Raw genomic sequence first — 15,659 nt, forward strand, 5'->3', positions numbered from 1 at the left:
GAGGAGCCGGGTCGTGGGCGCGGCATGCGCCGCGCATCGGAAAAATCGGAACAGGAAAGGTCATTGTCGCGCAGGCCACGCCGGCAGCAGCGCATCGCGGCCGTTCTCGCGGATCAGCACGAGCGGATAGCCGAACGCGTCGCTCGCGCGCTCGGGCGTCAACACGTCGTGCACGAGGCCGGCCGACGCATGGCCACGGCCGTCGAGCAATAGCGCATGCGTCGCGAAGCGCCGCGCGAGATTCAGGTCGTGACACGAAAACAATATCGTGCGCGGGGCTGCCGCGAGCCAGGCGGCCAGCGCAGTGAGGCAATCGATCTGGTGATGCAGGTCGAGATGCGCGAGCGGTTCGTCGAGCAGCATCAGCGGCGCATCCTGACACAGCGTCGCGGCCAGCGCGACCCGCTGCCGCTCGCCGCCCGACAGCGACATCACGTCGCGCGACGCGAGCGGGCTCAGGTCGAACGTCGCGAGTGCAGCGCGCGCGGCCGTGCGGTCGTCGTCGCGCTCCCAGCCCCAGCCGCCGAGATACGGAAAGCGGTTGAGCAGCACCGTGTCGAACACGGTCGCGCTGAACGCATCGTGCAATTGCTGCGGCATCAGCGCGCGGCGCCGCGCGAGTGGCTCGGGGCGCCACGCGGCAAGCGGCCGGCCGTCGATCTCGACGTGTCCGCCGGCCGGCGGCTGCAATCCCGCGAGCGTGGCGAGCAGCGTCGTCTTGCCCGCACCGTTCGGCCCGGCGACGCACCAGATCTCGCCGGGGCGGAACGCCTGCGTGAAGCGGTCGAGCAACGTGCGCGCGCCGGCCTTCAGCGTCAGGTCGACGGCCCTGTAGTGCAGGTCGCCGGCGGCGGCGTTCAGTGCCGCGGTGCCCGTCATCGCATCGGCCTCCTCAGCAACATCCACAGGAACACCGGCACGCCGATCAACGCGGTCATCACGCCGACCGGCAATTGCGCGGGCGCGATCGCGGTACGCGCGAGCAGGTCGGCCGCCATCACGCCGCCCCCGCCCGCGAGCATCGCGGCCGGCAGCAGCATCCGCTGGTCGTTGCCGAATGCGAGCCGCAACGCATGCGGCACGACGAGGCCGACGAAGCCGATCGTCCCGGCCGTCGTCACGGCAGCCGCGGCGGCCAGCGACGCGACGAGATAGATCCGCACGCGCAGGCGCGCGACCGGCACGCCGAGCGCCTGCGCGGTCGCGTCGCCGCGCAGCAGCACGTTCAGTTGCGGCGCGACCGGCAGCGCGACGCCTGCGCTCAGCAGCAGCGCGCCCCACGCGAACCATGGCGCCGTCGCGCCGTTCAGGTCGCCCGTCAGCCAGAAGATGACGCCGCGCAGCCGCGCGTCGGGCGCGAGCGACAGCAACAGCGTGACGAGCGCGCCCCACCCCGCCGCGATCACGACGCCGGTGAGCAGCAGCCGCGGCGACGCGTCGCGCGAGTCGCCCCGCCACAGCTCGCGCCGCGCGAGACCGAGCACCAGCGCGACCGATACGAGCGAACCGGCGAACGCGGATGCGTCGACGAGCCACCATGCGCCGCCCGCGATCATCGCGACGAGCGCGAAGCCGGCCGCGCCGCCGGACACACCCAGCACGTACGGCTCGGCGAGCGGATTGCGCAGCAGCACCTGCAACAACGCGCCGGCCAGCGCGAGCAGCGCGCCGCACGCGAAACCCGCGAGCGCGCGCGGCAGGCGCAGCGTCCGGACGATGTCGGCAAACAGGGTGTCGCCGCCGTGCGGCACGAGGGATGCGAGCGCCTGCCACGGCGACATCGGCACGCTGCCGATCGACAGCGACGCGACGAACAGCAGCGCGACCAACGCGGCCAGCGCGGCCCAGATGACGGTGGCGCGTGCGGCGCTCATGCCGCGCACGGCCGCGCGCACGACGCGCGGCGCATCCGCTTGCGGCAGCCGGCCGGGCGCGACAGGGGCGCGTGGCGGACGATTGGGGTCGGCATCGAAGAACGTTCCGTGAAACATTGCGCGCCCTGCTTCCCCGCAGGTCGCGCGTCATGAAGCCCGTGCGGGCTCCCCGTCTCGGCCGGTATCCGGGCTGGCGGCGGTCCGGCTCGCCTTCCCGCGCGATGACGCGCAGTGGCCCGCGCCCGCCTGCGACCTGCACGCGAAACGCGCCCGAGCCGGCCTGCGTCACACGACGCGGCCGCTTACCGTTGCGGGGGCAGCGCAGGTTGGCACGCTCGTGGAGCCCGCACCCTGCTTCCCGTTTAACCGCGCGTCCTGCGCGCGAGCACCGAGGCGGCGCCAGTTTAGGAGGCGGTCGCGCGAGCGTCAAGGAAGCGTCCGGCGCGGCGCGGGACACGCCTATTCGCGGCAAGAAGCCGGGGTGTTACGACTGGAAACGTTACAGATGTCGGATTGCGCGTTATTCCGCGCTAAAATGCTGGGTCTTTAGAGGACGCAGCAAATGCTCAACGAACTCGAAACCCTATCTCAAAATATTGGCCGTCTGATTTCGCTGAACAAGCGCTATCACTCGGAACGGCTCGCGCTCGAGGAGCAGGTCGCGCAATTGCGCGCGGAAGCGGACACGGTCCGCGCGGAACTCGCGCAGCTGCGCGACGAACGCAATGCGCTCGCGGCCGAGCGCGACACGCTGTCGGCGAAGATCGACGACGCCCAGGTGAAACTGAACGCGATTCTCGAAAAGCTGCCGCGCTCGAAGAGCGCGGAGCAAGCCGACAACCAGCTCGACCTGCTCGATGCGCAGGCGCGCACGGATGGCGATGACGCGGCCAGCCACGGAGAACATGCATGAGCACCAAGCAGATCGAAGTCTCGATTCTCGGTCAGCCCTATCGGCTCGCCTGTTCGGCCGAGACCGAAGCGGCGCTGCTCGAAGCGGTCGCACGCGTCGACGCCGAAATGTCGAAAATCCGCTCGAACAGCTCGGTGCGCGGCACCGATCGCATCGCGGTGATGGCGGCGCTGTCCCTCGCATCGGAATTGCTGCGACTGCAAACGAGCGTGCGGCACGGTGAAGCATTTCCGGCCGAGGAAATCCGTCGTACAATGCACCAGATGAACGAACAGCTCGGCGCGGTGCTCGCACAGCACGAGACGCAGTAACGTTTCAAACGATACGTCGATTCCGCTTGATCTCGACGATCAACGGTGGTCAAATTGGCGCATCGAAACACAGTTCAGTCAGCTTCCCTGCCTGGTTCGCCAAGGTCATATATTCCTTGAACCAATGCCATGTGCACGGTTGCGGAAATTTGTAGCACGGGCGCGCGCGTCACTCTGTCTGATGTACCCGAAGTGCTGCTAACTGCGACCAATTCTGAACCTCAGGTTCAGGATGCCGGCCTAGCGGCCAAGGCGGGGGCCTATCCAACGGCATCGGGCAACGCCCGGTGCCGTTTTCTTTTGTAGCAGCCTCTTTCTGCGTCGATCACGACCATGCAATACTGGCTGATGAAGTCCGAACCGGACGAAGCGAGCATCGACGATCTCGCCAACGCACCGCAGCGCTCGCTGCCGTGGACCGGCGTGCGCAACTATCAGGCGCGCAATTTCATGCGCGACACGATGAAGATCGGCGACGGCGTGCTGTTCTATCACTCCAGTTGCCCCGAGCCGGGCATCGCGGGCCTCGCCGAAGTATCGTCGACGCCCTACCCCGATCCCACGCAGTTCGATCCGAAAAGCCCCTATTACGACCCGAAATCGACGCAGGAAGCGCCACGCTGGCTGCTCGTCGACGTGCGCTTCGTGAAGAAGTCGCCGCTCGTGCCGCTCGCCGCGCTGCGCGAACACGACGAGCTCGCCGACATGCGCGTGCTCGCGCGCGGCAACCGGCTGTCGATCACGCCCGTCACGCGGGCGGAATGGCGATTCATCACCGAAAAGTTGATGAAGTAGGCGCGCGCCAAACGTCAAATCCGGTCAGTACGCGTTGCCGTAACGGAACTCGCGAAGCATTCGCGCAGCCTAAGCAACCGCTGTCGGCCAATCGGGCCGGCTGTCGTTTTTTCGTCGCGCGGTACGCCCGCGTCGCGCACGCGTGATCCGCGTGCGCGCCCTCGCACAAGGAGTCCAACAATGACCAAGAAATCCGCACTCGCGCTGTCGCTCGCCCTCGCCGCCGCCGTTCCCGTCGCGCTGACGCTCGCGTCGCCCGCCGCGCACGCGCAGGCGGCGAATCCGCACTTTCCGGAGCCGGCGGGCGTGCTGTCGCTTTCGTCGCAGGCCAGTGCCGACGTGCCGCAGGACATCATCCACATCACGCTGTTCTACGAGCAGCAGGCCAAGGACCCGGGCAGCCTCACCGCGCAGTTGAACCAGCGCGCGGATGCGGCGCTGTCGCAGGCGAAGGGCGTGTCGGGCGTCACCGCGCACACGGGCGCGTTCTCCGTGTATCCGAGCACCGATCGCGACGGCAAGATCTCCGCATGGCGCGGCCGCACCGAGGTCGCGCTCGAATCGCGCGATTTCGCCGCGGCGTCGAAGCTGGCGGGCCAGTTGTCGAACCTGATGCAGGTCGCGAACGTCGAATTCTCGCTGTCGCCGGAAGCACAGCGCACGGCCGAGCAGAAGCTCACGACCGAAGCGATCAAGTCGTTCCGCGCCCGCGCGGACGAAGCCGCGAAGGCGTTCGGCTACAGCAGCTACACGATCCGCGACGTGAACGTCGGCAGCGGCCGCAACGTGCAGCCGTACCCGCGCATGATGGCGATGGCCGCGGCGCCGATGGACAGCGCGAAGATGAGCGCGCCGATCGCGGTCGAAGGCGGCAAGGCCACCGTGTCGGTCACCGTCAACGGCTCGGTGCAGATGAAGTAACGCACATCGCGCAGTCGTCGGAAACGAAAAACGCCGGCCCGAGGGCCGGCGTTTTCATGTGCATCGGGGTGACCGATGCGCGTGCCAGGCGCACGTGCATCGCTACTGCGTCATGCGGCCACCTCATGCAGCCACTTCATGTAGTCACTTCAAGCAGCCGCATTCGCCGCGCGACGCCGATACGCCCAGACCATCATCGCGATACCGGCGAGGATCATCGGCAACGACAGCCACTGCCCCATCGACAGGCCGAGTGCGAGCAGGCCGAGGAAGTCGTCGGGCTCGCGCGCGAACTCGACCGTGAAACGTGCGAGGCCATAACCGATCAGGAACAGCGCGGATATCGCGCCCATCGGCCGCGGCTTGCGCGCGAACAGGAACAGCACGAAGAACAGCGCGATACCTTCGAGCGCGATTTCATAGAGCTGCGAAGGATGGCGCGGCAGCATCTGGTATTGCATGAACACGTCGGCGAGATGCCACTTCTCGACGAGTTCCGGATGTTTCGGCAGCCACGCCGCATCGTCGCGCATCGCGCCCGGGAACAGCATCGCCCACGGCGCCGTCGGATCGGTCACGCGGCCCCACAGTTCGCCGTTGATGAAGTTGCCGAGCCGCCCGGCCGCGAGCCCCAACGGCACCATCGGCGCGACGAAATCGGTGACCTGCAGCCAGTGGCGCTTGCGCTGCCACGCGAACAGCATCATCGCGAGCGTCACGCCGAGGAAGCCGCCGTGAAACGACATGCCGCCTTCCCACACCTTGAACACGTCGAGCGGATGCGAGAAATAGAAATCGGCCTTGTAGAACAGCACGTAGCCGAGCCGGCCGCCGAGCACGGTGCCGAGCACGCCGTAGAACATCATGTCGTCGATGTCCTTCGCGGTCCAGCCCTGCGCCGCGACGTACGGCAGCTTCAGGCGGATCCGGCCGACGACGATTGCCGCGATGAAGCCGACGAGATACATGAGGCCATACCAGCGCACGGCCAGCGGCCCGAGATGGATCGCAACGGGGTCGAAATTCGGGTGAATGATCATGGGTTAGCGAAGAAGTTTTCGAATACGGTACGGCCGTCGCACATGTGCGGCACCGCGCGTTGGACGGGGCGCGCACGCCATCGTTCACGTCACGCGGCAAGACCTTGCGCGCGCACGACGTCGATGAAGCCGGCGAGCACGGGGCTCACGTCGCCGGTGCGCCACACGAGGCCCGTCTCGACGACCGGCGCAGGGCCGGCGAGCGGCCGGTAGACCACGCCGGTGCGCCGCAGGTTACGCAGCGATTGCGGCACCAGTGCGACGCCCATGCCGGCCGACACGAGGCTGACGATCGTCTGCATCTGGATCGCCTCCTGGCCGATGTGGGGGGTTTCCCCCGCCGCGCCGTAGCAGCCCGTAATGATGTCATAAAAGCCGGGCGCCAAACGACGCGGGAAGATCACGAGCGGCAACGCGGCAACCTCGGCGAGCTGCACGGGCGCGTCCTCCGGCGCATCGGATGCCCCGGCCGGCATCGCGACCACCAGCGGTTCGCGCACCACCGGCAGGTACGACAGCCCGGCCGCGTGTCGCGGCGGCACGGGTGGAATCACGAGCCCGGCATCGATGCGCCCGGCGACGAGTTCGTCGATCTGCACGTCGCTCGTCGCTTCCGCAAGTTGCAGCCGCACCTGCGGATAGCGCGCGCCGAACGCACGCAGCAACGACGGCAAGAGCCCGTAGTCGGCGGTCGACACGAACGCGAGCGACAGCGAGCCGGCCTCGCCGCGTGCGAGCCGCCGCGCGAGCGGCGGCAGCGCGTCGGCCGACGCCAGCAGCCGGCGCACGTCCGGCAGCAGCGCCGCGCCGACCGCCGTCAGCGCCACCGAGCGCTTGGTGCGCACGAACAGCGCGACCCCCAGCGCGTCCTCCAGCGCGCGAATCGCCTGCGACAGCGGCGGCTGCGTCATCGACAGGCGCTCGGCCGCGCGGCCGAAATGGCGCTCGTCGGCGACGGTGACGAAATAGCGCCACTGGCGCAGGTCGGGGGTGGGATCGGCCATGCTCGACTCATTCGTAAAACGACTTAATAAGCGACAAATAATATATTGGACATCCGATAACTGAAACTCCATGCTTGGTTGATCCACCCGGCGCACCGGTCGCGCCGGCGTCGCCAAAACAACGATGGAGCTCCCCATGTCGTACAACCGCCGCTCTAAAAACATCACGCAAGGCGTGGCCCGTTCGCCAAACCGGTCGATGTATTACGCCCTCGGCTACCAGAAGGACGATTTCGACAAGCCGATGGTCGGCGTCGCGAACGGCCACTCGACGATCACGCCGTGCAATTCCGGCCTGCAGCGCCTGTCGGACGCGGCCGTGGATGCCGTGAAGGCGGCCGGCGCGAACCCGCAGATCTTCGGCACGCCGACGATTTCGGACGGCATGTCGATGGGCACCGAAGGGATGAAGTACTCGCTCGTGTCGCGCGAAGTGATCGCCGACTGCATCGAGACCTGCGTGCAGGGCCAGTGGATGGACGGCGTGGTGGTGGTCGGCGGCTGCGACAAGAACATGCCCGGCGGCATGATCGCGCTCGCACGCCTGAACGTGCCGGGCATCTACGTGTACGGCGGCACGATCCGCCCGGGCAACTGGAAGGGCCGCGACCTGACGATCGTGTCGTCGTTCGAGGCCGTCGGCGAATTCACCGCGGGCCGGATGTCGCAGGAAGACTTCGAAGGCGTCGAGAAGAATGCGTGCCCGACGTCGGGTTCGTGCGGCGGCATGTACACCGCGAACACGATGAGTTCGTCGTTCGAGGCGCTCGGGATGTCGCTGCTGTATTCGTCGACGATGGCGAACCCCGACCAGGAAAAAGTCGATTCGGCCGCCGAATCGGCACGCGTGCTGGTCGAGGCGGTGAAGCGCGACCTGAAGCCGCGCGACATCATCACGAAGGAATCCATCGAGAACGCGGTGTCGGTGATCATGGCCACCGGCGGCTCGACCAATGCGGTGCTGCACTATCTCGCGATCGCGCACGCGGCCGAAGTCGACTGGACGATCGACGACTTCGAGCGCATTCGCAAGCGCGTGCCGGTGATCTGCGACCTGAAGCCGTCGGGACAATACGTCGCGACCGACCTACACCGGGCCGGCGGGATTCCGCAGGTGCTGAAGATCCTGCTCGATGCGGGGCTGCTGCACGGCGACTGCCTGACGATCACCGGCCGCACGATCGCCGACGAGCTGAAGGACGTGCCGGCCGTGCCGCGCGCGGACCAGCATGTGATCTTCCCGATCGACCGCGCACTGTACAAGGAAGGCCACCTGGCGATCCTGAAGGGCAATCTCGCGGAAGACGGCGCGGTCGCGAAGATCACCGGCCTGAAGAACCCGGTGATCACGGGCCCGGCGCGCGTGTTCGACGACGAACAGAGCGCGATGGACGCGATCCTCGGCGACCGGATTCGCGCGGGCGACATCCTCGTGCTGCGCTACCTCGGCCCGCAGGGCGGCCCCGGCATGCCGGAAATGCTCGCGCCAACTTCCGCGATCATCGGCAAGGGACTCGGCGAATCGGTCGGCTTCATCACGGACGGACGCTTCTCGGGCGGCACCTGGGGCATGGTGGTCGGCCACGTCGCGCCGGAAGCGTTCGTCGGCGGCACGATCGCGCTGGTGCAGGAAGGCGATTCGATCACGATCGACGCGCACCGGCTGCTGCTGCAATTGAACGTCGACGAGGCGGAACTCGCCCGGCGCCGCGCCGCGTGGCGACAGCCGGCGCCGCGCTATACGCGCGGGGTGCTCGCGAAATTCGCGGTGCTCGCACGACCGGCGAACCAGGGGGCGGTCACGGGTTGAAGCAGGGCCGCAAGGCATGCGACCCCGATAAACGAGGCCGCCGGGAACGCGCAAAACGTGCTTCCCCTTTGCTTCTATAATGCGCGGACCATGAAGCCGGCCGTCCCCGCCGGCGGAGAACCGCATGAAACAGACGATATTGCGCGTGCTGCTCGCCACGCTGCTGACCGGCAGCGCGGCGGCGGCGCGTGCCGACCAGACCGACGGGCTCGCGCTGGCGCAGCGCAAGAACTGCATGGCGTGCCATGCAATCGGCAAGCCGCTGATGGGCCCGTCGTTCCACGACATCGCCGGCAAGTACGCGGCGCGCGGCGACGCCGCCGATTATCTGGCGCAATCGATCGTAAAAGGCAGCGTCGGCGTATGGGGCAGCGTGCCGATGCCCGCCAATACGCAACTGACGAGCATCGAAGCCCACACGCTCGCCCAGTGGGTGCTGTCGGTCCGCTGAATCGGATACTCGCGCGGCGTACCCGCGCCGTGTGCAGTGCGCAGCAAGAAGGCGGCCTGGTACTGGCCGCGCCACACCTCTGCGGCGCCTTCGCAAGCCCTTACCGGACCCGCCCCCTCTTTTTCGCCAGCGCGAAAGATCGGCCGTTCAGCCGGAATGACCGACGCGACGGCGGGCGATCTCTTCATCGACCGCATCGCGCACCCAGTCCATCACCTCGGTTTCCAGCGCGAGGGCGACTTCGCGCGTGATCTGGCCGACCAGCCAGGCCGAATGCTCGTGCAGCGCATCGCGACAGCGCGCTTCGATGGCGTCGCGCCCCGCACCGGTCAGATAATTCGTCAGCCGATTGCGCAGCCGTTCGGCGATGTGCTGCGCATCTTCCGGCGTCAGCCCCGCTGCGGCCTGCGCGTCCGGCTGCGGCGCTGCACTCGGCAGGTCCGCCTGCGGCATCGCCGTGCCGGGCGCGTGCGCAACCGCTTCGGGCGCAATCGCGGCGAACGTGTGCGGCGGCAGGTCGTCATCGACCAGCGACGAGCGCAGCGGCGCCGTCATCGCTGCCGCGTCTTCTGCGACCACGTGCTCCGCGGCGCCGGGTTCGGCCGGTGCATCGGTCTCGCCTGCGGCGGCGGCCGTCGCCGCGTCGCCGGGCAACTCGACGGCCGGCACGTGCGGCGTGGGGATGGGCTCGACCACGACGGATTCGGGGTCGGCTTCGGTTTGACGGAAATCAGCCGGCGCCGCACCGGCGGCGCCCGGGGCGATCACGTCGGTTAGCACCGGAATGGCCGCGCTGTCGTGCGGTTGGGGCGCGGCGGACGCGGACGAACGCGCCGACGCCGGCTTGCCCGGCACCAGCACGTCGGTCAGTGTCGGGATCGAGGATGAATCGGCTTCTGTCACGGGAACACTCCGTCGACGGTTGCGGCTAGCCGCCCTGCTTGTAGTTGTTCAGCGCGTAACCGCGGTCGCGGTAGAACCGGTAGCGGTCGCGGCCCGCGGCCAGCTCTTCCGGCGCGTTGCCGACCACTTCGAGCAGGCGCTCGAAGCGGGCGAACTGCGCGGGCACGGTCGCGCCGAGGTTCAGCAGCACGTGATGATGCGGTGCACGATCGAGATCGGCGGCCAGCACGATCGGCGTGCCGGCTGCGTGCTCGCTGTCGACGCCGCAATGCGGGATGAAATCGAGCGGCGAGAACGTCCAGAGCCGCTCGTCGAGCGCGCGCAGGCGCGCGGGCTCGGCGAGCACGACGACCGGCTGCCCGGCCTGATAGGCCTTGCGCAGCAGCCGGCACGCGTACGCGAGCGAATCGCCGACGTTCGAGTGGAAATCGATCCGCGTCATTGCCCGCGCACCCGCAGCGTCGTCAGCCCCGCCATCACTGGCCGGCGCGGTCGATCAGGAACTGCGCGAGCAACGGCACCGGACGGCCCGTCGCACCCTTCGCGGCACCGCCCTTCCATGCGGTGCCCGCGATGTCGAGGTGGGCCCACGGATAGCTCTCGGTGAAGCGCGACAGGAAGCACGCGGCCGTCACGGCGCCGGCCGGGCGCCCGCCGATGTTCGCGAGATCCGCGAAATTCGACTTCAGCTGATCCTGGTACTCGTCGTCGAGCGGCATGCGCCATGCCGGGTCGTTCGCCTCGCGCGACGCGTCGAGCAGTTCGCCCGCGAGCGCGTCGTTCGTCGAGAACAGCCCGCTGTTGTGGCCGCCCAGCGCGATCACGCACGCGCCCGTCAGCGTCGCGACGTCGATCACGGCGGCCGGCTTGAAGCGCTCGGCGTACGTGAGTGCGTCGCACAGGATCAGGCGGCCTTCGGCGTCGGTGTTCAGCACCTCGATCGTCAGCCCCTTCATGCTGGTGACGATGTCGCCCGGCTTCGTCGCATTGCCGCCCGGCATGTTCTCGCAGGTCGGCACGATCGCGACGACGTTGATCTTCAGGCCCATCTCGGCGACCGCACGCATCGTGCCGAGCACCGAGCCCGCGCCGCACATGTCGTACTTCATCTCGTCCATGCCCTCGCCAGGCTTCAGCGAGATGCCGCCCGTGTCGAACGTGATGCCCTTGCCGACCAGCACGACCGGCGCGGCCTTCGCGGCGGCGCCCTGGTAGTGCAGCACGATGAACTGCGGCGGCTCGACCGATGCGCGCGCGACCGACAGGAACGACCCCATCTTCAGCGCCTGGATCTGCTTGAGCCCGAGGACTTCGGCCTTCAGGCCCCAATCCTTCGCGATCTTCTTCGCGGTGTTGCCGAGATAGGTCGGCGTGCAGACGTTGCCGGGCAGGTTACCGAGGTCGCGGGTGAGATCCATCCCGTTCGCGAGCGCGACGGCCTGCTTGATCGCGACCTTCGCGGCCTTTTCGTCCGCCGGGTCGACGCTGAACACGACGCGCTTGAGCGTGTGCGACGCCGGTTCCGGCTTGCTCTTCATCTGCGTGAAGCGGTAGGTCTCGTTGCGCAGCGCGAGGATCGCGGCGCGCACGCCCCAGTCGGAGCTGCGCTCGTCGACCGGCAGTTGCGCGAGCGAGAACGTGACCTGGACGACCTTGGTCGCCAGCAGCGCGCGCCAGGCGGTCGTCGCCGCATCGTTATAGGCTTTCTGATTGAAAGCATCCTGCTTGCCGAGCCCGACGAGCAGCACGCGCGACGCGCCGATGCCCGACACTTCGTGCAGGAACAGCGTCTTGCCGCGCTTGCCGTCCATGTCGCCGGCCTTCACCACGCGCGAGATCAGTCCCTTGGTGGCCGTGTCGATGTCGAGCGCCGCGCCCGACAGGGTCTGCGCCTCGAAGATGCCGAGCACGATGCAGTCGGACTTCCCGGTCAGGAACCCCTTGGCCTCGCCTTTGCTCCAATCACAGCCTTTTATGCTAAAGTCCATCGCGCTTGTCCTCGGATAAAATCTGGGCTAAGGATGAAAGCCGCAATTATCCGCTATTTTTCCCGTGGCGGCGCGAGCGCTCCACCACGCGTGCGCAGCCTCCCGCCCTCTTCTCATCAAGAATGATCTTCGAACGCTCCCTCCAGCGCGAGCTTGCGTATACGGCTGGCGCCGTGTTCATGGTGCTGCTCACGATCATGCTCACGACGATGATGATTCGCATCGTCGGCTACGCCGCGTCCGGCGAAATCGATCCGCGGGACGTGCTCGTGCTGATCGGCCTGACCGTGATCGGCTACCTCGCCGTGATGCTCGTCGTCACGCTGTTCGTGTCGATCCTGTTCGTGCTGACCCGGTGGTACCGGGACTCCGAAATGGTGGTGTGGCTCGCGTCGGGCGTGAGCCTCACGCGCCTCATCAAGCCGATCGGCGTGTTCGCCACGCCGATCATCCTGCTGATCACCTTCTTCGCGTTCGTCGGCTGGCCGTGGTCGAACCAGCAGAGCAAGATGATCCGCGCGCGCTTCCAGCAGCGCGACGAAATCTCGCTGCTCGCGCCGGGCCAGTTCCGCGAATCGGCCGCGAACCATCGCGTGTTCTTCATCGAGAAGATGTCGCCGGACCAGAGCAAGGTCCAGAACGTCTTCGTCACGTCGACGGAAAACGGCAAGGTCAACGTGGTCGTGTCGCAAACGGGCCATACGGAAACCTCGAAGGACGGCGATCGCTTCGTCGTCCTCGAGGACGGCCGCCGCTACGACGGCACGCCCGGCCAGCCGAACTTCAAGATCATGGAGTTCGAGCGCTACGGCGTGAAGATCACGAGCAAGCCGGTCACCAACGTGCAGACCACCAACAGCACGCCCACGCCCGACCTGCTGCGCAACCCGACGCGCGACAATCTCGCGGAATTCGCGTGGCGCGCGGGGCTGCCGCTGATCGCGATCAACCTGATGGTGCTCGGCATCCCGCTGTCGTACCAGAACCCGCGCCGCAGCCGCACGATCAACCTCGTGATGGCCGTGCTGATCTACCTCACGTACTCGAACCTGCTGAACGTCGTGCAGGCGCAGATCGAGCAGGGCAAGATGTCGTTCGGCGTCGGCCTCGTCGGCCTGCATGTGGTCGTCGCGGCGATCGTCGCGTTCATTTTCTGGTTGCGCGTGCGCAATCGTCCGTTGTTGACACGCGCGCTGTTCGGCCGCTCGGGAGCATGATCGATGCGGCTCTATGAAAAATACTTCGCGCGGCAGATCTACATCACGTTCGTCTTCATCCTGTTCGCGTTCTCGGGTCTGTTCTTCTTCTTCGACCTGATCAGCGAGCTGAACTCGGTCGGGCACGGCAACTACAAGTTCGGTTACGCGGTGCTGCGCGTCGCGCTGCAGACGCCGTCGCGCTTCTACGAGATCATCCCGGTCGCCGCGCTGATCAGCGCGATCTACGTGTTCGCGCAGATGGCCGCGAACTCGGAATTCACGATCTTCCGCGTGTCGGGCCTCGCGACCAACCAGGCGCTGCGCTCGCTGCTGAAGATCGGCGTGCCGCTCGTGATCGTCACCTACCTGATCGGCGAATTCGTCGGCCCGTACGCCGACCAGTTGTCCGAACGCGTGCGGCTGCAGGCGCTCGGCGCCTCGGTGTCGTCGAACTTCCAGTCCGGTGTGTGGGTCAAGGACACGCTCGCCGCCCGCGAGAACGGCGAGCAGGTCACGCGCTTCGTCAACGTCGGCAGCCTGTCGCCCGACTCGACGATCAGCAACGTGCGCATCTACGAATTCGACTCGAAATTCCAGCTGCAGAACGTGCGGATCGCGCAGACGGGCCGCTACGAGCCGCCCGGCCACTGGCTGCTGAAGGGCGTCACCGAGACGGAGCTGACGCCGATCAAGCCGATCACCGGCCAGCCGGCCGATGCGCTGAACCCCGTGTACCGGTCGCAGCAGGTGTCGCTGCCCGAATACCGGCTGCGCTCCGACCTGACGCCGCAGATCCTGTCGGTGCTGCTCGTGTCGCCGGAGCGCATGTCGATCATCAACCTGTTCCGCTACATCCAGCACTTGCGCGAGAACCAGCAGGACACGCAGCGCTACGACATCGCGCTGTGGCGCAAGCTGCTGTATCCGTTCGCGGTGTTCGTGATGCTCGTGTTGTCGCTGCCGTTCGCGTACCTGCACACGCGGGCGGGCGTGGTCGGCGTGAAGGTGTTCGGCGGCATCATGCTCGGCATGAGCTTCCAGCTGCTCAACACGCTGTTCTCGCACATCGGCACGCTGAATACGTGGCCCGCGCCGCTCACCGCCGCGACGCCGGGCCTCATCTATCTCGCGCTCGGCCTGTTCGCGCTCAAGTGGGTCGACCGGCACTGAGCGTCGTCACGACGGAGGCTTCCACATGAGTTCGCACGGTATCGTCCTGTTCGGCCACGGCGCCCGCGACCCGCGCTGGGCCGAGCCGTTCGAGCGGCTCGCCGCGCGGCTGCGCGGCGCCGGCTCCCCTGCCACGCACGTGTCGCTCGCGTTCCTCGAACTGATGACGCCGTCGCTCGGTGAGGCCGTGGCCGCGCAAGTCGCGGCCGGCTGCGCGCGCATCACCGTGGTGCCCGTGTTCTTCGGCCAGGGTGGCCACGTGCGCCGCGACCTGCCGCAGCTCGTCGATGCATGCCGCGCCGCGCATCCGGGCGTCGAGATCCGCTGCGCGACGGCCGTCGGCGAAGACGACGGCGTGCTCGACGCGGTCGCACGCTATTGCATCGACCAGCTCGGCGGCGACGCGTAGCAGCCCGCGCCTTCGCCGCACCCAAAGAAAAAGCGCCGGCATCTGCCGGCGCTTTTTTCGTTTCGGACCGCGTTCGAGCCGCGCTCAGGCGGCATGGCGCACCGACGCACCCGCCTGCGCCTGCCGTGCGCGTTCGGCGAACGCATCGCCGATCATCAGCAGGCTCGGTTCCGCGGGATCGAGCCACGCCTGCGCGTCGCCGGCCGCCATCTGCGCGAGCGTCAGCGTCAGCGTGCGTTCGCGTGCGGTGCTGCAGGCCTCGACGATCGCCACCGGCGTCGCCGGCGCACGGCCGGCGTCGATCAGTTCCTGCGCGATGCCGGGCGCGCTGTCGCGGCCCATGTAATAGACGATCGAATCGGCGCGCGCCGCTTCGCGGATCTCGTCGCTGCCCGGCGCGCGGCTGTGCGTCGCGAACGCGACGCTGCGCGACACGCCGCGCAACGTCAGCGAACGCTTGAGCGTCGCCGCACCGGCCAGCGCCGCGGTGATGCCCGGCACGACCTCGTAGTCGATGCCGGCCGCTTCCAGCGCGCGCATTTCCTCTTCCGCGCGGCCGAACAGCATCGGATCGCCGCCCTTCAGCCGCACGACGCACGCATGCTCGCGCGCCGCATCGACGATCTGCTTGTTGATGAAATGCTGCGCGGTCGAGCGCTGCCCGCAGCGCTTGCCGACCGCGATCCTGCGCGCGTTCGGCGCATAGTCGAGCATCGCGGGCTCGACGAGCGCGTCGTGCAGCACGACGTCGGCCTGCTCGAGCAGCCGCATGCCGCGCACCGTGATGAGGTCCGCCGCGCCCGGTCCTGCTCCGATCAGATACACCTTGCCCATGTTTGTCGCTTCGCTAAGGTCCTGCCGCGGCGGCCGG

At 67.7% G+C, this 15,659-nt stretch carries 17 protein-coding genes, 1 other RNA gene and 1 riboswitch; of the genes, 10 read left to right on the top strand and 8 right to left on the bottom strand.

Annotated elements, in window-relative coordinates; translation table 11 throughout:
• Window positions 1-60: 60 nt before the first annotated feature.
• Window positions 61-879, bottom strand: a complete 819-nt coding sequence (locus tag AP428_RS09855) for an ABC transporter ATP-binding protein (protein ID WP_011545973.1) — start codon at window positions 877-879, stop codon at window positions 61-63.
• A complete protein-coding gene (locus AP428_RS09860; protein ID WP_011545974.1) occupies window positions 876-1,991 on the bottom strand; it encodes an iron ABC transporter permease in 1,116 nt (371 codons plus the stop codon). The genes AP428_RS09855 and AP428_RS09860 overlap by 4 nt, the downstream gene beginning before the upstream one ends.
• A gap of 41 nt (window positions 1,992-2,032) precedes the next feature.
• A riboswitch (cobalamin riboswitch) is annotated at window positions 2,033-2,282 on the bottom strand.
• Window positions 2,283-2,436: 154 nt separating this feature from the next.
• Between AP428_RS09860 and AP428_RS09865 the strand changes: the two genes are divergently transcribed.
• From AP428_RS09865 to AP428_RS09880, 5 genes are all read left to right on the top strand, one after another.
• Window positions 2,437-2,787 carry an ATPase gene (locus AP428_RS09865; protein WP_006478092.1) on the top strand — a complete coding sequence of 117 codons (351 nt, stop codon included), beginning with the start codon at window positions 2,437-2,439 and terminating at the stop codon, window positions 2,785-2,787.
• Entirely contained in the window at window positions 2,784-3,098 is a 315-nt protein-coding gene (locus tag AP428_RS09870) for a cell division protein ZapA (RefSeq protein WP_006478091.1), read from the top strand. The genes AP428_RS09865 and AP428_RS09870 overlap by 4 nt, the downstream gene beginning before the upstream one ends.
• Window positions 3,099-3,179: 81 nt before the next feature.
• A non-coding RNA gene (ssrS, locus tag AP428_RS34345) (6S RNA) lies at window positions 3,180-3,361 on the top strand.
• A 70-nt stretch (window positions 3,362-3,431) separates the two neighbouring features.
• A complete protein-coding gene (locus AP428_RS09875) occupies window positions 3,432-3,893 on the top strand; it encodes an EVE domain-containing protein (protein ID WP_006478090.1) in 462 nt (153 codons plus the stop codon).
• Between the two features lie 180 nt (window positions 3,894-4,073).
• Entirely contained in the window at window positions 4,074-4,814 is a 741-nt protein-coding gene (locus tag AP428_RS09880; protein WP_011545975.1) for an SIMPL domain-containing protein, read from the top strand.
• A 149-nt stretch (window positions 4,815-4,963) separates the two neighbouring features.
• On the opposite strand, the gene lgt is transcribed toward AP428_RS09880, so the two are convergent.
• Together lgt and AP428_RS09890 are read right to left on the bottom strand one after the other, a co-directional pair.
• A complete protein-coding gene (lgt, locus tag AP428_RS09885; protein ID WP_011545976.1) occupies window positions 4,964-5,854 on the bottom strand; it encodes a prolipoprotein diacylglyceryl transferase in 891 nt (296 codons plus the stop codon).
• Window positions 5,855-5,943: 89 nt separating this feature from the next.
• A complete protein-coding gene (locus AP428_RS09890) occupies window positions 5,944-6,858 on the bottom strand; it encodes a LysR substrate-binding domain-containing protein (RefSeq protein WP_006478087.1) in 915 nt (304 codons plus the stop codon).
• A gap of 136 nt (window positions 6,859-6,994) precedes the next feature.
• On the opposite strand from AP428_RS09890, the gene ilvD reads away from it, so the two are divergent.
• Window positions 6,995-8,668 carry a dihydroxy-acid dehydratase gene (gene ilvD, locus AP428_RS09895; RefSeq protein ID WP_011694362.1) on the top strand — a complete coding sequence of 558 codons (1,674 nt, stop codon included), beginning with the start codon at window positions 6,995-6,997 and terminating at the stop codon, window positions 8,666-8,668.
• Between the two features lie 124 nt (window positions 8,669-8,792).
• Window positions 8,793-9,119, top strand: coding sequence for a c-type cytochrome (locus AP428_RS09900; RefSeq protein WP_006478085.1), 327 nt, complete (start codon window positions 8,793-8,795; stop codon window positions 9,117-9,119).
• Between the two features lie 147 nt (window positions 9,120-9,266).
• On the opposite strand, the gene AP428_RS09905 is transcribed toward AP428_RS09900, so the two are convergent.
• Genes AP428_RS09905 through AP428_RS09915 form a run of 3 tightly spaced genes read right to left on the bottom strand, consistent with a single transcriptional unit; the run spans window position 9,267 to window position 12,010 of the window.
• Window positions 9,267-10,022 carry a DUF2486 family protein gene (locus tag AP428_RS09905; RefSeq protein ID WP_011545979.1) on the bottom strand — a complete coding sequence of 252 codons (756 nt, stop codon included), beginning with the start codon at window positions 10,020-10,022 and terminating at the stop codon, window positions 9,267-9,269.
• A 25-nt stretch (window positions 10,023-10,047) separates the two neighbouring features.
• Window positions 10,048-10,464 (bottom strand): DNA polymerase III subunit chi, encoded by a 417-nt coding sequence (locus AP428_RS09910; RefSeq protein ID WP_006478083.1) that lies wholly within the window; start codon window positions 10,462-10,464, stop codon window positions 10,048-10,050.
• A 34-nt stretch (window positions 10,465-10,498) separates the two neighbouring features.
• Entirely contained in the window at window positions 10,499-12,010 is a 1,512-nt protein-coding gene (locus AP428_RS09915) for a leucyl aminopeptidase (RefSeq protein WP_054928041.1), read from the bottom strand.
• Window positions 12,011-12,132: 122 nt separating this feature from the next.
• On the opposite strand from AP428_RS09915, the gene lptF reads away from it, so the two are divergent.
• Genes lptF through AP428_RS09930 form a run of 3 tightly spaced genes read left to right on the top strand, consistent with a single transcriptional unit; the run spans window position 12,133 to window position 14,788 of the window.
• The gene (lptF, locus tag AP428_RS09920) at window positions 12,133-13,227 is read left to right on the top strand and encodes an LPS export ABC transporter permease LptF (RefSeq protein ID WP_011694363.1); all 1,095 of its coding nucleotides are present in this window, start codon (window positions 12,133-12,135) and stop codon (window positions 13,225-13,227) included.
• Window positions 13,228-13,230: 3 nt separating this feature from the next.
• Window positions 13,231-14,379, top strand: a complete 1,149-nt coding sequence (gene lptG / locus AP428_RS09925; protein WP_011694364.1) for an LPS export ABC transporter permease LptG — start codon at window positions 13,231-13,233, stop codon at window positions 14,377-14,379.
• Window positions 14,380-14,404: 25 nt separating this feature from the next.
• Window positions 14,405-14,788, top strand: coding sequence for a sirohydrochlorin chelatase (locus AP428_RS09930; RefSeq protein WP_011545983.1), 384 nt, complete (start codon window positions 14,405-14,407; stop codon window positions 14,786-14,788).
• An 84-nt stretch (window positions 14,789-14,872) separates the two neighbouring features.
• On the opposite strand, the gene cobA is transcribed toward AP428_RS09930, so the two are convergent.
• Window positions 14,873-15,622 carry a uroporphyrinogen-III C-methyltransferase gene (cobA, locus tag AP428_RS09935; RefSeq protein ID WP_011545984.1) on the bottom strand — a complete coding sequence of 250 codons (750 nt, stop codon included), beginning with the start codon at window positions 15,620-15,622 and terminating at the stop codon, window positions 14,873-14,875.
• Window positions 15,623-15,659: the final 37 nt, after the last annotated feature.

The sequence above is a fragment of the Burkholderia sp. E168m22 genome, from assembly GCF_001319805.1.
In the GTDB taxonomy this organism is placed as follows: domain Bacteria; phylum Pseudomonadota; class Gammaproteobacteria; order Burkholderiales; family Burkholderiaceae; genus Burkholderia; species Burkholderia orbicola.

Excerpts from the sequence above, each read along its gene's own strand:
- AP428_RS09910 (WP_006478083.1), bottom strand. The coding sequence starts at position 10,464 with ATGACGCGGATCGATTTCCACTCGAACGTCGGCGATTCGCTCGCGTAC.
- AP428_RS09930 (WP_011545983.1), top strand. The coding sequence starts at position 14,405 with ATGAGTTCGCACGGTATCGTCCTGTTCGGCCACGGCGCCCGCGACCCG.
- AP428_RS09890 (WP_006478087.1), bottom strand. The coding sequence starts at position 6,858 with ATGGCCGATCCCACCCCCGACCTGCGCCAGTGGCGCTATTTCGTCACC.
- lptG (WP_011694364.1), top strand. The coding sequence starts at position 13,231 with ATGCGGCTCTATGAAAAATACTTCGCGCGGCAGATCTACATCACGTTC.
- AP428_RS09880 (WP_011545975.1), top strand. The coding sequence starts at position 4,074 with ATGACCAAGAAATCCGCACTCGCGCTGTCGCTCGCCCTCGCCGCCGCC.
- AP428_RS09860 (WP_011545974.1), bottom strand. The coding sequence starts at position 1,991 with ATGTTTCACGGAACGTTCTTCGATGCCGACCCCAATCGTCCGCCACGC.
- AP428_RS09870 (WP_006478091.1), top strand. The coding sequence starts at position 2,784 with ATGAGCACCAAGCAGATCGAAGTCTCGATTCTCGGTCAGCCCTATCGG.
- AP428_RS09855 (WP_011545973.1), bottom strand. The coding sequence starts at position 879 with ATGACGGGCACCGCGGCACTGAACGCCGCCGCCGGCGACCTGCACTAC.
- lgt (WP_011545976.1), bottom strand. The coding sequence starts at position 5,854 with ATGATCATTCACCCGAATTTCGACCCCGTTGCGATCCATCTCGGGCCG.
- ilvD (WP_011694362.1), top strand. The coding sequence starts at position 6,995 with ATGTCGTACAACCGCCGCTCTAAAAACATCACGCAAGGCGTGGCCCGT.
- lptF (WP_011694363.1), top strand. The coding sequence starts at position 12,133 with ATGATCTTCGAACGCTCCCTCCAGCGCGAGCTTGCGTATACGGCTGGC.
- cobA (WP_011545984.1), bottom strand. The coding sequence starts at position 15,622 with ATGGGCAAGGTGTATCTGATCGGAGCAGGACCGGGCGCGGCGGACCTC.
- AP428_RS09875 (WP_006478090.1), top strand. The coding sequence starts at position 3,432 with ATGCAATACTGGCTGATGAAGTCCGAACCGGACGAAGCGAGCATCGAC.
- AP428_RS09900 (WP_006478085.1), top strand. The coding sequence starts at position 8,793 with ATGAAACAGACGATATTGCGCGTGCTGCTCGCCACGCTGCTGACCGGC.
- AP428_RS09865 (WP_006478092.1), top strand. The coding sequence starts at position 2,437 with ATGCTCAACGAACTCGAAACCCTATCTCAAAATATTGGCCGTCTGATT.
- AP428_RS09915 (WP_054928041.1), bottom strand. The coding sequence starts at position 12,010 with ATGGACTTTAGCATAAAAGGCTGTGATTGGAGCAAAGGCGAGGCCAAG.